Source organism: Methylocella silvestris BL2 (genome assembly GCF_000021745.1).
GTDB lineage: Bacteria > Pseudomonadota > Alphaproteobacteria > Rhizobiales > Beijerinckiaceae > Methylocapsa > Methylocapsa silvestris.
In genome coordinates this window covers 2,388,638-2,402,820 of sequence record NC_011666.1, presented here as the reverse complement: position 1 = coordinate 2,402,820, position 14,183 = coordinate 2,388,638, and the positions used below count along the sequence as shown (strand labels likewise).

Here is a 14,183-nt window from a genome sequence, read left to right as displayed (position 1 = left end):
TTTCGGCGGGCGGAGTCCGCGCCGCGAGGGCCGGCGCCCGCCATGCGCCTTTCCGGCGCCTAAGGCGATTAACAAATTTGCGATCCTGACCTGACAGGGGCGATGCTTTTTTGATAAGCACGTGATGCCGAAGGGTCGAGGCGGGCGCAAGCTTTGCCGCGAGGGAGCATGACGCCGAAACAGGGAGCCGACTTTCGCGCAGCGTCCTGACCGCGTCGTCGCGCTATTCAAGCAAGGACATCGGATCGAAGACGCCGGAGGGATCGCCGCCTGTCTTGAACCGAAATCGTCCCTGTCCAGTCCGTTTTTTGAGGATCACATGCCGCCATCCGTAAAAATTCAGTTCGCGCCTTTGGACAAGCTGGCGTTGGCCGCGCCCGGCGCGAGCGGAGCCCCGAGCGATTCGGCCAAATCGGCGCAAACGCTGGTGATCTTCGCCGGGCCCGATCTGAAGCTCGGGGCGGCAACGCTGAAGCTTATCGGCGCGGAGGCGGAGGCGCTGATCCGGCGCGGCGCGGCCACGGCCAAATTCAAGGGAAAAGTCTCCTCGGCGCTGGATCTGATCGCGCCGGCGGGCATTGCCGCCGACCGGCTGCTGGTGATCGGCGCGCCAGGCGAGGAGGCCGCCGAGCAGAAGACGCCCGAGGCCGGCAAGCCTGAGGCGGCGGCTCCCGCGAAACCGGCAGCCCCGCCGACCCTCTCCGATTACGCCAACCTCGGCGGCGTCGTCGGCGGCAAGCTTGGACGCGGCGCCGCGGCGACGATTGTGTTCGACCTGCCGCGCGCCCCCGAGGACGCCGCGGCGGCGGCGGCGGAATTCGCGCTTGGCCTGCAACTGCGCGACTATCGCTTCGACCGCTACAAGACCAAGAAAAAGGACGACGCCGACGAGAATGGCGTCAGCGAGATCGTCGTCGCGCTTGCCGATCCCGAGGCGGCGCGTGAAAAGGCCGCAGGCCGGGAAGCGGTCGCCGCGGGCGTCATCACCGCCCGTTCGCTGGTCAATGAGCCGGCCAATATTCTCTTTCCCGAAGAATTCGCCGCGCGCGCCAAGGAGCTCGAAAAGCTGGGCGTCGAGGTCGAGATTCTCGACGAGCCGGCGATGCAGGCGCTCGGCATGGGCGCCCTGCTCGGCGTCGGTCAGGGCTCGTCGAGGCAAAGCCGGGTCGTCGTCATGCGCTGGCGCGGCGCCGGCGAGGGCGGCGACTCGAAGCCGATCGCCTTCGTCGGCAAAGGCGTCACCTTCGACACCGGCGGCATTTCGATCAAGCCGGCCGCCGGCATGGAGGACATGAAGGGCGATATGGCCGGCGCCGCCTGCGTCGTCGGGCTGATCGAGGCGCTTGCCGCGCGCAAGGCCAAGGTCGACGCCATCGGCGCCATTGGCCTCGTCGAGAACATGCCGGGGCCGGACGCGCAGCGTCCGGGCGACATCGTCAAATCCATGTCGGGCCAGACCATCGAAATCATCAACACCGACGCGGAAGGGCGCCTCGTGCTTGGCGACGTGCTCTGGTATGTGCAAGACCGCTTCAAGCCGAAATTTATGATCGACCTTGCGACCTTGACCGGCGCCGTGCTCGTCGCGCTCGGCCAAGAGCACGCGGGGCTCTTCACCAATGACGACGACCTTGGCGAAAAGCTCCTCGCCGCCGGCAAGGCGACCGGCGAAAAGCTCTGGCGCCTGCCGCTCGCCCCCGCATATGACAAGATGATCGATTCGAAATTCGCCGACATGAAGAACACGGGCGGGCGCCACGCCGGCTCGATCACGGCGGCGCAGTTCCTGCAGCGCTTCGTCAACGGGACGCCCTGGGCTCACCTCGATATCGCCGGCACGGGCATGAGCTCGCCGTCGAGCGACGTCAATCAGAGCTGGGGCTCGGGCTTTGGCGTGCGGCTGCTCGACCGTCTCGTCTCGGACAATTACGAATCCTGAGGTTGCTCCCTCGTCCTGAGGAGCAGGCGTAGCCTGCGTCTCGAAGGACGAGCGAGAAAGCACAGCGCGGCGCCGCGGGAAAAAATGGAGATCTGGTTCTATCACTTGCAGCGCCAGAGCCTCGATCAGGCGCTTCCGGCCCTGATCGAGAAATCGCTCGAAAAGGGCTGGCGCGTCGTCGTGCAGGCGACGAGCGAGGAGCGGCTCGCCGCCCTCGACCAGCATCTTTGGACCTATCGCGACGACAGTTTTCTGGCTCATGGCCGCTCCGTCGACGGCGACGGCGATCTGCAGCCGGTCTATCTTTCGACCGGCGCCGAGAATCCCAATGGCGCGCGCCTGCGCATTTTTATCGAGGGCGCCCCAATTGCGGCGTCTCTCGACGCCGGCCCCTACGAGCGCGCGCTCTCCGCCTTCAACGGCAATGACGCGGACGAACTCGCCGCCGCCCGGACGCAGTGGAAAGAGCTGAAAGATCGGGGATTCGCCTTGAGCTATTGGCAGCAGAACGAGGCCGGGCGCTGGGAGAAAAAGGCGTGAGCGGCGAGGCTCCGCGCGACGCCGCCTTCGCCGCGCGGCGGGCGCAGGCCCGGCTGGAGCTCGATGCGCTGGACCCCGCCAAGGGCGGCGCGCCGGACCCCGACCCGCTGCGGCGAAACTGGTTCCAGGCGGTCTATGCGCTCGCGCAAAATGATCCGGCGCGGGTGCCCTGGGCCAATCTTGCGCCGCATCCGCTGGTCAAATCCTTCGTCAGCTTTCAGCTTGCCGGGCTTAACGGGCTGCGTCTTCTCGACGTCGGCTGCGGGCTTGGCGACAATGCCGAATGTTTTGCGCAGGCCGGCGCTGATGTGACGGCGTTCGATCTCGTCGAAGAGGCCACGGATTGGGCGAAGCGCCGGTTTGCCGGCTCAAAGGTCGCCTATTGCGCCGCCGATCTGTTCGCGCCGCCGCAAGACTGGCGCGGAAATTTCGATTTTATCAATGAATGCTACACCTTGCAGGCGCTGGCTCCCTCCCTGCTTGGCGACGCCTTTGAGGCGCTGGCCGCGCTGCTCGCCCCGGGTGGAAAGCTTTTTCTGATCGCGCGCGCGCGCGACGAGGAGGCCGATCCGGCGTCGGGACCGCCCTGGCCGCTGCCGCCGTCGGTTTTCACCCAGGCCGCCAAGGCCGGGCTGACGCCGCTCGTCATTGAGGACATTGCGGCGACCGCGGAGGTTCTCGGCCGGCACTGGCGCGCGCTGCTGCGGCGCTCCAACGGCGCCTAGTTTTTTGCGCGCGATTCTTCAAAATCTGATTCATGTGACCGACGCGGCCGCGGCGAAAGCCGGCTTCGTCGACGCGCGGGCGCGCCGCGAATATGTCCAGCTCGCCGGCGCCGCCTTTCTGATTTCCTTCATGTATTCGCACGCCGCGCTGCTCGCGGTGGTTTTCGCGCGTGAAGGGTTTGATCTTCATGCCATCGGCCTGCTGCTGTCGCTCTACGCCGCCCCGGTCATCCTGTTCACCTTTCTGTCGGGGGCGATCGCCGCGCGGATCGGCGTGCTCAATACGTGCCGGCTCGCAATTCTGCTGATGCTGATCGGCTTTTTCAGCCTGCGCTACACCGCTGGCGCCTTCTGGCCGGCGATGGCCTCGCGCATGGCGCAGGGGATCGGACAGGGGCTGCTGCTCAGTTCCTTCGTCACCTATGGGCAGAGCCGCCTCAACGCGAGCCGGTTCGTTTATCTGATCGCCCTGTTCACCAGCATGTTCGCCGTGGCGCAGGCGTTCGCGCCGCCGTTCGGGGCGATGATCCTCAACGCCTATGGCGCGCCGGCGATGTTTCTGGAGGGCTCGATTCCCGCCGTTCTTGCCCTCGTTCTGACCTTTGGGCTGCGGCCAATCCCGCGCCCCGCGCCCGGCCGCGGGCTCGATCTTTCTGCGGCGTGGCGGCGCGAAAACATCGGCTCGTTCGCCGCCGTCTTCGTCAATGGGGCGATGTTCGGCTTTACCGCCGCCTATCTCGCCGCGCTGCTCGAGGCCGAGGCGCTGCCGATCGGTGCGTTCTTCCTCGCCTCGACGACCACCTTGTTCGCGAGCCGCTTTCTCGCCATGGGGATTTTCGAGACGATCGAGCGCCGGCTGCTGGTCGCGGGCGGATTTCTGTCGCAGGCTGCGAGCTTCGTGCTGATCGGGTTGGCCGGCCAGTCCTGGCTGATCGTCATCGCCGGCATTCTGTTCGGCGCGGGCTATAGCGTCGTCTATCCGGTGCTGTCGGCGGCGATCAGCAAACATCTCGACCCGTCCGAGCGCGCCGGGCCGCAGGCGCTGCTGAATACGGCGTTCAACATCGGGATTTTCCTGATGCCGTACCCGCAGGCGCTGATCATCGCCCATCTCGGTTTCCGGGCGGCGGCGCTGGTGCTGGCCGGGCTGGCATTCGTTTCGGCTTTGGCGTTGATTGCAACGGCGCTTTTGCACCAGGCGCTTCGCTCATCCCGCCCCTAACAGCCGGATCGCCTCGGCGCGCTCGAAAATATTCAACAGCAGCCGCAGCGCCTCGCCCTTTTCCCCTTCAAGTTTCGGGTTTTCCGCAACGATCCTTTGCGCCTCGCGCCGCGCCTCGACCAGCAAATCCGCGTGGGCGGCCGGGTCGGCGAGGCGAAATCCCGGCAGGCCCGATTGTTTCTGGCCCAAAACCTCGCCCTCGCCGCGCAGGCGCAAATCTTCCTCGGCAATGCGAAACCCGTCCTCGCTCTCGCGCAAGATTTCGATACGGGCCTTGGCCGTCTCGCCGAGCGGGCCTTTGTAGAGCAGAATGCAGGCGGATTTCGCGGAGCCCCGGCCGACGCGTCCGCGCAGCTGGTGCAATTGCGCAAGGCCGAAGCGCTCGGCGTGTTCGATGACGATGATGCTGGCCTGTGGGGCGTCAACCCCGACTTCGATCACCGTGGTGGCGACGAGGATTTTCGTCGTTCCGGCGAGAAACGCCTCCATCGCGGCGTCCTTGTCCTTGCCCTTCATCTTGCCGTGGATGAGGCCGACCGCCGGCCCGAAGAATTTCTGTAGATCTTCAAACCGCTCCTGCGCGGCGGCGACGTCGAGCGCCTCGCTTTCCTCCACGAGCGGGCAAACCCAATAGGCCTGCGCGCCGGCGGCAAGCGCGGCCGAAAGTCGCTCGATCAATTCGCCGAGGCGCTCGGTTGGCAGCGCGCGCGTCTCGATAGGCTGGCGTCCCACCGGCTTTTCGCGGATCGTCGAAATCTCCATGTCGCCGAAATAGGTGAGCACCAGACTGCGCGGAATCGGCGTCGCGGTCATGGCGAGAATATCCGTCCGCTCGCCCTTGTCGCCGAGCGCCAGCCGCTGGCGCACGCCGAAACGGTGCTGCTCGTCGACCACCGCCAGCGCGAGATCGCGAAAATCGACGCCCTGCTGAAACAGCGCATGGGTGCCGATGAGGATGTCGATTTCGCCAGACGCCAGCGCCCGCAGCGTCTTGTCGCGCGAGACGCCCTTGTCGCGGCCGGTGAGCAGCGCCAGTCTTAGCCCGCCCGGCTCGGCGAAACGCTGGAGGCTGGCGAAATGCTGGCGCGCCAGAATTTCCGTGGGCGCCATCAGCGCCGCCTGCCGCCCGGCCTCGACGCAGCTCGCCATGGCGAGCAAGGCGACCAGCGTCTTGCCGGAGCCGACGTCGCCTTGCAGCAGGCGCAGCATGCGGCTCTCGCTCGAAAGATCGGCGCGGATCTCGGCGAGCGCCTGCTCCTGTCCGCGCGTCAGGCTGAATGGCAGCGCGGCGCGGATTTTTTGCGCGATTCGGCCGTCTCCGGCGCTGGCGCGGCCGGGCATGCGGCGCTCGCGCGCGCGCATCAGGCCAAGCGCCAACTGGCCCGCGAGCATTTCGTCGGAGGCGAGTTTTTTGCGCGCGGCCGCTTCGGGCAGAATGTCTTCGGGCGTCTGCGGCCGATGCGCTGCGGCGAGCGCCTGCACAAAATTGAGCTGCGCCGGCATGCCGCCCCAATCGGGCAGGGCCGGAAGCCGCGCCAGCGCGCCATCGACGGCCTTGGCAAGGAGACGCTGGCTGAGGCCATCGGTCAGCGGATAGACCGGCTCGACTGGGGCCATTTTGGCGAGGCCCTCGGCGTCGAGCACCCGGTCGGGATGGACCATCTGGCGGTGGCCGTCCCAAATCTCTAGTTTTCCGGACACCCAGCGTTTTGCGCCGACAGGCAGGCTTCTTTCGATCCAATTGTGGTTGGTCAGGAAGAAGACGAGCAGAATATCGCCGGTTTCGTCCTCGACCAGCACGCGGGTCGGGCCCTTGCCGCGCGCCGGCCGATGCTCGACCACCATGACCTCGATGACGACAATCGCGTCGAGCGGCGCCTCGGCGATCTTGGCCCGCGTGCGGCGGTCGACGACGCCGGCGGGCAGATGAAACAGAAGATCAAGCACCCGCGCCTCGCCAACCCCGAACAGCCGGTCGAGCAGCTTGCCGGTTTTCGGGCCAACGCCCGGCAGACTCGCCGCCGAGGCGAAGAGCGGGTTCAGGATCGAGGGACGCATCAGGCAGGGTTTACCCTGCCCCACGCCGCACGCAAATCAATCTGCTTCCTCTGCCTGCCTCCATGGCGTATGGGCGTCGGGACTTTTTCTCCATTCCCGTCGGACCCATGATACGCCTCGAAAAAATCAGCAAGCAGAACGGCAGGCAGCTCCTCTTCATCGAAGCGTCCGCTTCCCTCCAGCGCGGCGAGAAGATCGGCCTCGTCGGTCCGAACGGCGCCGGCAAGACGACGCTGTTTCGGATGATCACCGGGGAGGAGCAGCCGGACGAAGGCCAGATCTCCACCGATCGCGGCGTCGCCATCGGCCATTTCAGCCAGGATGTGGGCGAAATGTCCGGCGGCAGCGTGGTCGGCGAGGTGATGAACGGCGCGGGCCCGGTCAGCGCCGTCGCCGCCGAGCTGAGGGAGCTCGAGGCTGGCCTCGGCGACCCGGATCGGGCGGAGGAGATGGAAGCGCTGATCGAGCGCTATGGCGAGGCGCAGGCGCGGTTCGAAGATCTCGACGGCTATGCCCTTGAGGGCCGGGCGCGGGAGGTTCTCGCCGGCCTCAGCTTCAGCCAGGAGATGATGGACGGCGATGTCGCGTCCCTTTCCGGCGGCTGGAGGATGCGGGTCGCGCTGGCCCGCATCCTCCTTATGGATCCGGACGTGATGCTGCTCGACGAGCCTAGCAACCATCTCGATCTTGAAAGCTTGATCTGGCTCGAATCCTTCCTGAAAACCTTTGAGGGCGCGCTTCTCATGACCTCGCACGACCGCGAGTTCATGAATCGCATCGTCGGCAAGGTGGTGGAGATCGACGGGGGCGCGTTGACGACCTATTCGGGCGACTATGCGTTCTACGAGCAGCAGCGCGCCTTGAACGAGACGCAGCAGCAGGCGCAGTTCGAGCGTCAGCAGGCCATGCTCGCCAAGGAGATCAAGTTCATCGAGCGTTTCAAGGCGCGCGCCTCGCACGCCGCGCAGGTGCAGAGCCGAGTGAAAAAACTCGACAAGATCGAGCGCGTGGAGCCGCCGCGCCGGCGCCAGAGCGTGGCGTTCGAGTTCCAGCCCGCGCCCCGGTCGGGCGACGATGTTGTGAGCCTTGAAAAGGTGCACAAGCGCTACGGCGGCCGGAACATCTACGAAGCGCTCGATTTTTCCGTGCGGCGCAAGGAGCGCTGGTGTGTGATGGGGGTCAACGGCGCCGGCAAGTCGACGCTGTTGAAGCTGGTGACCAATGCGACGCAGCCGGATGCGGGCAAGGTGACGCTGGGCGGGACCGTCAAGCTTGGCTATTTTGCGCAGCACGCCATGGATCTCCTCGACGGCGAGGCGACCATTTTCGAAAATCTTGAGGCCGCGTTCCCGCGCGCCGGACAGGGCTCGCTGCGCGCGCTCGCGGGCTGCTTCGGTTTTTCCGGCGATGACGTCGAGAAGCGCTGCCGCGTGCTCTCGGGCGGGGAGAAGGCGCGGCTCGTCATGGCCAAGATGTTGTTCGATCCGCCGAATTTTCTGGTTCTTGACGAGCCGACGAACCATCTCGATATCGACACGAAGGCTATGCTGATCGCCGCGCTGTCACAATTTGAGGGCGCCATGCTTTTTGTCTCGCATGATCGGCATTTCCTCGCGGCCCTGTCCAATCGCGTGTTGGAGCTGACGCCCGATGGCGTCGAGCAATATGGCGGCGGCTATACGGAATATGTCGCTCGAACCGGACAGGAAGCCCCCGGCTTACGGAGCTAAATCCTCGTTCGGAAGCCTGTTTTGACAGGCCGGATAGAAGAGCTTCCATGGCGCGCCGAGCGCAAGCGTTGGTCATTGGAGCGCGCGCGAGACGCCGCTTCCTATCCTGCCCGCGCCGCCTCGATCCTGGCGATGTCGATTCGTCCCATGGTCATCATGGCGTCCATCGCCCGCTTCGCGGCGGCGCGATCGGCCTCGCCCAGCGCGGCGACCAACACCCGCGGCACGATCTGCCAGGAAAATCCCCAACGATCCTTGCACCAGCCGCATTGGCTTTCGCGGCCGCCGTTCTTGGTGATCGCATTCCAATAACGGTCGGTTTCCGCCTGATCGTCGGTCATCACCTGAAAGCTCACCGCCTCGTTCGGCGAGAAGACCGGCCCGCCATTCAGGCCGACGAAGGCCTGGCCGAGCACGGTGAATTCGACCGTCAACTCATCGCCCGCCTTGCCGCAGGGATAGTCGGACGCTGCTTGATGCGCTTGTCCGACACGGCTGTCGGGAAACGTCGCCGCATAGAACTCTGCCGCCTTACGCGCCTCTCCATTGTCGAACCACAGGCAGGTGACGATCTTGCTCATCGCTGTTCTCCTCGAAGATTGGGTCGTTCGAGCGGTGGTCGCTCAGTCGTCCAGCGATGCGCCAAGCCTGTCAAGCAGATAGCCGGCGCCATGCTCGCGTGAGCCGGCGTCGTCATAGCCGTCGAGAAAGGCGCCCTGCTCGGTGACCTTGAGCCTCGTGCCGCCGTCTTCGATCTTGAGCTGCATGGTCGCCAGCGAGACGGAGATCTTCTTGTCGTCCAGATGCATGACATAGCTGTAGACCAGCCGCTCATGGACAACGACATCGTGATAGATGGCGTCGAATGTGGAGACCACGCCGCTTTGCCAGCGTCCCTTCGCCCGCTCCCGTCCGCCTTCCCGCACATCCATGTAGCGTTCGATCAAATCCAATTCGCTGGGCGGCCCGCCGAACCATTTCTGCTTGGCGGCCTCGTCGGTCAACGCTTTCCACACCCGTTCGACCGGCGCGTTGTAGCGACGCTCGATATGGAAACTGGCGTGCACGACCGAACGCGTCTGCACGCCGGCCGCGCCCGAGATGCGCAGCACTTCCTGTTCCAGCTTGTCGAGCGTCGTGCGCCAGCCCTCGGACGCGCCGGCGACAATCGGCGCGGCCATCGACGGATCAATGAAGGTGTAGGTCTGCATCACGTCCATCCGCGTCTCGCCTTGACCGTCGGCGAATGTGACCTCGGTGTAGGCGCGAAACAGCGGGCGTCCCTGTAGATCTGTGGCGTGCATGTCGATCACGAGACGGCTGTGCGGCGTCACTTCTACGAAGACGCCCCGGCTCCAATGTCGCTCCCCCGTCGGCGAAAGCATGCAGACTTCGAACGCGCCGCCGACGCGCATCTCCACCTTTGCCTCTGCGACGCTGTAGGTTTTCGGGCTGAACCAGTTCTTCACATGCTCGGCCGTGCTCCACGCCTTGAACACGGTCTCGCGGCGGGCATGGAAGGCGCGCGATACCAGGAGCGGCGGCGGCTGCCGCAGCGTTGCGGCGTTGTCCGCGTCAGTCGACTGGGCCATTGTCATCTTCTCCATTTTCCATGGTTTTCAGATATTCGCCGAGACGGTCGAGACGGCATTCCCACTCCTGCCGTCGGGCGTTGATCCATTGTTCGGCCAGGCTGAGCGCGCCGGCCTCGATCGAGCATGTGCGCACCCGGCCGAACTTTTCAGAACGCACCAGACCTGCCGCCTCCAGCACGCCGATATGCTGCATGACAGACGGAAGCGACATGGGCAGAGGGCGCGCCAGTTCGCTGACGGGCGCCGGGCCGCGGCTCAGCCTTTCGACCATGGCTCGGCGGGCGGGGTCGGCAAGGGCGTGGAACAGGCGGTCGAGATCCGGCGTTTGGTTAAGCATATGCCTAACTATCATCGCAACAACAGTTAGGCAATCCCTTTAGTGAATTTCCGGCATCACCAAACGGGGCGCAAAAAACCTGACAGGGGCGGCGGCAAAGTCTATATGGCGGACAAGGACGCGCCTTCGACGCGCGGCCTGTGCATTGCTATGGAGATTGCTCATGGCCGCCCCGGAAGCGGAGACAATCAGCGTTGACGCGCGGCGCCGGCGCATAAAGTTTCGCGCCTGGCATCGCGGCATGCTGGAAACGGATCTGCTGCTCGGCCGTTTCGCCGACGCCGAGGTCGAAAAGCTTTCCTTGAGCGAGCTTGACGATTTCGACGCGCTGCTTGAGGCGCTGGACCGCGACGTCTTCGCCTGGGCGACGGGCGAGACGCCGACGCCGGTGGAATTCGACACGCCGCTGTTTCGCCGCATCGTCGCCTTTCACGGCGGCTTTTTCCCGGCGCGGACGTAAACCCCTTCGCCATTGACGCGAAAAAACTTTCGAATCGATCATCTCGTGGCTGACCTCAAACGCGCGATCGCCGAGCTGTCAAAAGGCGGCTCGCTGACCCTCTCCTCGCTCGCCGACGGCTTTGACGCCTTTTGCGTCGCCGATCTGACCCGCGCTCTGGCGCGCGAGTCCGAGGAGCGCGCCTTGGCGCTGGTGCATGTCGCGCGCGACAGCCAGCGGGCGGCCTCCTTTGCGGAAGCCTTCGCCTTCGCCGCCCCCGACATCGAGCTTCTCGATTTTCCCGGCTGGGATTGCCAGCCCTATGACCGGGTCTCGCCCAACGCCTCGGTGACGGCGCGGCGGATGATCGTTCTGTCGCGGCTGGCCCGCTCGCGGTCCAGCGCCGACCGCCCGCGGATTCTCTCGACGACGATCAAGGCGCTGATCCAGCGCGTGCCGCCGGTGCGGCAGATGGCGGCCGACACCTTTTCGGCTGCGCCCGGCAATGTCGTCGATCTCAACGCGTTGACCCTGTGGCTCGAAACCAACGGCTTCGTGCGCGCCTCGGTCGTGCGCGAGGCCGGCGAATATGCCGTGCGCGGCGGCATCCTCGATCTTTACGCGCCGGGCATGGCGCAGCCGGTTCGGCTCGATTTCTTCGGCGACGCGCTGGAATCGATCCGGGCGTTCGATCCCGAATCGCAGCGCACGCTGTTTCCGCTGCGCGGCCTCGACCTTGTGCCGATGAGCGAGGTGCAGCTGACGAGCGACGCGATGCGGCGGTTCCGGCAGGCCTATGTCGCCACGTTCGGCGCGCAAACGCGCGGGGATTCGCTCTATGAGGCGATCAGCGAAGGGCGCCGCCCTGCCGGCCACGAACATTGGCTGCCGCTGTTTTACGACGGCCTCGACACGGTGCTGGATTACGCCGGCCGCGCGCCCTTGGTGCTTGATTCGCTGAGCGATGAGGCCGCGCGCGAGCGTATCGCGCTGATCGAGGATTATTACGACGCGCGCAAAACCGCCTATGACGCCGATCCGGCGCAGGCCGGCTATAAGCCGCTCAAACCCGACACGCTCTATCTGACGCGGGAGGAATGGGCGCAGCGTCTTGGCCGCGCCCGCGTGATCCGCACGACGCCCTTCGCCGAGCCAGAGGGAAGCCGCGGCCTCGTCATAGACTGCGGCTCGAAGCCGGGCCGGAGTTTTGCCCCCGAGCGCGCCGATGAAGCCGCGAATGTGTTTCAGGCGGCGGTCGATCACGTCAAGGCGCTGCAATCCGGCGGCGCAAGGGTGATCGTCGCCGCCTGGTCCGACGGCTCGCGCGAGCGGCTCGCCCATGTCCTCGCCGACCACGGGCTGACGGGCGCCGCCAATGTCTCCTCGCTCGTTCAGGCGCGCGAGCTGCCGCAAACCGCCGCCGCCTTGGCCGTGATCGGCCTTGAAGCCGGTTTCGAGGCCAAGGCCGACGGCGAAAGCCTCGCCATTGTCGGCGAGCAGGATGTTCTCGGCGACCGCCTCGTGCGCGCCCGCAAGAAGAGCCGCAAGGCGAAGGATTTTCTGAGCGAGGTCGGCGCGCTCGCCGCCGGCGACATTGTCGTCCATGTCGATCACGGCATCGGCCGCTTCGTCGGCCTGCAGTCGATCGACGCCGGCGGCGCGCCGCATGACTGCCTGGAACTGCATTACGCCGAAGGGGCAAAGCTGTTTTTGCCGGTCGAAAACCTCGAGCTCCTCTCGCGCTATGGCTCGGAGGACACCGAGGTTCAGCTCGATCGTCTTGGCGGCGGCGGCTGGCAGAAACGCAAGGCGAAGATGCGCAAGCGCATCCTCGAAATGGCCGCGGGCCTCATCAAAATCGCCGCCGCGCGCTTTACGAAGGAGGCGGCGAAGCTCGCGCCGCCGGAAAATCTCTACGACGAATTCTGCGCCGGCTTTCCCTATGACGAGACGGAAGACCAGCTGACGACGATCGACGCCGTCCTCGAAGATATGGCCTCGGGCCGGCCGATGGACCGGCTGGTTTGCGGCGATGTCGGCTTCGGAAAGACGGAAGTCGCGCTGCGCGCGGCCTTCGCCGCTGCGATCGAGGGCAAGCAGGTCGCCGTGATCGTGCCGACGACGCTGCTGGCGCGCCAGCATTACAAGAACTTTTCGAGCCGCTTCGCCCATCTACCGGTCAAGGTGGCGCAGATGTCGCGCATGGTCAGCGCCGCCGATCTCAAGGCCGCCAAGGCGGGGGCGGCGTCGGGCGATATCGACATCGTCGTCGGCACCCATGCCGCGCTCGGCAAGGGCGTGACCTACAAGGATCTTGGCCTCGTGATCATCGACGAGGAGCAGCATTTCGGCGTCAAGCACAAGGAGCGGCTGAAGGAGCTGCGCGCCGAGGTGCATGTGCTGACGCTATCGGCGACGCCGATTCCGCGCACGTTGCAGCTCGCTCTGACGGGGGTGCGCGAACTTTCGATCATTGCGACGCCGCCAGTGGACCGGCTTGCCGTGCGCACCTTCATCACGCCCTTCGATACGCTGCTCGTGCGCGAAGCTTTGCTGCGCGAGCGCTATCGCGGCGGCCAGAGCTTTTATGTCTGCCCGCGCATCGACGACATCCAGGATGCGGCGGCCTTCCTGCGCCAGCATGTGCCGGAAGTGAAATTCGTCATCGCTCACGGCCAGATGCCGGCGACCGAGCTCGAAGACAAGATGTCGGCCTTTTACGACGGCCAGTTCGACGTGCTGCTGTCGACCGCAATCGTCGAATCCGGTCTCGACATTCCGACCGCCAATACGCTGATCGTGCATCGCGCCGATATGTTCGGCCTCGCCCAGCTCTATCAGCTGCGCGGCCGCGTCGGGCGCTCCAAGGTGCGCGCCTATGCGCTGTTCACCGTTCCGGCCGAGCGGGCGATGACGGCGCAGGCGGAAAAACGGCTGAAAGTGCTGCAATCGCTCGATACGCTCGGCGCCGGCTTCGAGCTTGCGAGCCATGATCTCGACATTCGCGGCGCCGGCAATCTGCTTGGCGACGATCAGTCCGGCCATATCAGGGAAGTTGGCTACGAGCTTTACCAGCAGATGCTGCAGGAAGCGGTGGAGGCGCTGAAGGCGGGCGTCGAGGAGCCTGCTGAAGAGGCCTGGTCGCCGGCGATCACGCTTGGCGCGCCGGTGACCATCCCCGAAGATTACGTCGCCGATCTGCAATTGCGGCTGCAACTCTACCGGCGCCTCGCCGGCCTGGAGACCGACGAGGAAATCGAAAGTTTCGCCGCCGAGATGATCGACCGCTTCGGGCCGTTGCCGCCCGAAGTCGCGCAATTGATGAAGCTCGTCTCGATCAAGGCCTTGTGCCGCAAGGCTCATGTCGAAAAGGTGGAGGCGGGCCCGAAGGGCGTCATCGTCTCCTTCCGCGACAATTCCTTCGCCGATCCGCAGGCGCTCGTGCGCTATGTGTCCGAGCAGGGCCCTTACGCCAAGGTCCGACATGACATGAAGATCGTCTTTTCGCGCGAGTTCGAGCGGCTCGACGACAGGCTCGAAGGAACGCGCAAAATCATGCGGGCGCTCGCCGCCATCGCGACGAAAAAGGCGGCGTAAA

Annotated in this window: 11 protein-coding genes; 7 read left to right on the top strand and 4 right to left on the bottom strand. The window is 65.4% G+C overall.

From position 1 onward, the window contains the following. The first annotated feature begins 319 nt into the window (after window positions 1-319). The 4 genes from MSIL_RS11340 (at window position 320) to MSIL_RS11325 (ending at window position 4,426) form a co-directional block, all read left to right on the top strand. Window positions 320-1,939, top strand: coding sequence for a leucyl aminopeptidase (locus MSIL_RS11340; protein WP_012591224.1), 1,620 nt, complete (start codon window positions 320-322; stop codon window positions 1,937-1,939). Window positions 1,940-2,023: 84 nt separating this feature from the next. Continuing rightward, window positions 2,024-2,479, top strand: a complete 456-nt coding sequence (locus tag MSIL_RS11335; RefSeq protein ID WP_012591223.1) for a DNA polymerase III subunit chi — start codon at window positions 2,024-2,026, stop codon at window positions 2,477-2,479. Continuing rightward, window positions 2,476-3,204, top strand: coding sequence for a class I SAM-dependent methyltransferase (locus MSIL_RS11330; protein WP_012591222.1), 729 nt, complete (start codon window positions 2,476-2,478; stop codon window positions 3,202-3,204). The genes MSIL_RS11335 and MSIL_RS11330 overlap by 4 nt, the downstream gene beginning before the upstream one ends. 4 nt (window positions 3,205-3,208) lie before the next feature. Continuing rightward, window positions 3,209-4,426, top strand: a complete 1,218-nt coding sequence (locus MSIL_RS11325) for an MFS transporter (RefSeq protein ID WP_012591221.1) — start codon at window positions 3,209-3,211, stop codon at window positions 4,424-4,426. On the opposite strand, the gene recG is transcribed toward MSIL_RS11325, so the two are convergent. Continuing rightward, window positions 4,412-6,484: an ATP-dependent DNA helicase RecG gene (gene recG, locus MSIL_RS11320; RefSeq protein WP_012591220.1), complete on the bottom strand. Its 2,073-nt coding sequence runs from the start codon at window positions 6,482-6,484 to the stop codon at window positions 4,412-4,414. The two genes, MSIL_RS11325 and recG, sit on opposite strands and share 15 nt — an antisense overlap. A gap of 107 nt (window positions 6,485-6,591) precedes the next feature. Here recG and MSIL_RS11315 point away from each other — a divergent pair, with 107 nt between their 5' ends. Then, complete coding sequence (locus MSIL_RS11315; RefSeq protein WP_012591219.1) at window positions 6,592-8,214, top strand: ABC-F family ATP-binding cassette domain-containing protein; 1,623 nt, start codon at window positions 6,592-6,594, stop codon at window positions 8,212-8,214. Window positions 8,215-8,315: 101 nt separating this feature from the next. Here the strand turns inward: MSIL_RS11315 and MSIL_RS11310 are convergent, their stop codons facing one another. The 3 genes from MSIL_RS11310 to MSIL_RS11300 are packed head-to-tail and all read right to left on the bottom strand — an operon-like array spanning window position 8,316 to window position 10,146. Continuing rightward, window positions 8,316-8,795, bottom strand: coding sequence for a VOC family protein (locus tag MSIL_RS11310; protein ID WP_012591218.1), 480 nt, complete (start codon window positions 8,793-8,795; stop codon window positions 8,316-8,318). Between the two features lie 42 nt (window positions 8,796-8,837). Further along, the gene (locus tag MSIL_RS11305) at window positions 8,838-9,806 is read right to left on the bottom strand and encodes an SRPBCC family protein (protein WP_012591217.1); all 969 of its coding nucleotides are present in this window, start codon (window positions 9,804-9,806) and stop codon (window positions 8,838-8,840) included. Then, window positions 9,790-10,146, bottom strand: a complete 357-nt coding sequence (locus MSIL_RS11300; RefSeq protein ID WP_012591216.1) for an ArsR/SmtB family transcription factor — start codon at window positions 10,144-10,146, stop codon at window positions 9,790-9,792. The genes MSIL_RS11305 and MSIL_RS11300 overlap by 17 nt, the downstream gene beginning before the upstream one ends. A gap of 163 nt (window positions 10,147-10,309) precedes the next feature. On the opposite strand from MSIL_RS11300, the gene MSIL_RS11295 reads away from it, so the two are divergent. Next, window positions 10,310-10,606 carry an FAD assembly factor SdhE gene (locus MSIL_RS11295; protein WP_012591215.1) on the top strand — a complete coding sequence of 99 codons (297 nt, stop codon included), beginning with the start codon at window positions 10,310-10,312 and terminating at the stop codon, window positions 10,604-10,606. A gap of 45 nt (window positions 10,607-10,651) precedes the next feature. Beyond that, window positions 10,652-14,182, top strand: coding sequence for a transcription-repair coupling factor (gene mfd / locus MSIL_RS11290; RefSeq protein ID WP_012591214.1), 3,531 nt, complete (start codon window positions 10,652-10,654; stop codon window positions 14,180-14,182). Window position 14,183 lies beyond the last annotated feature (1 nt).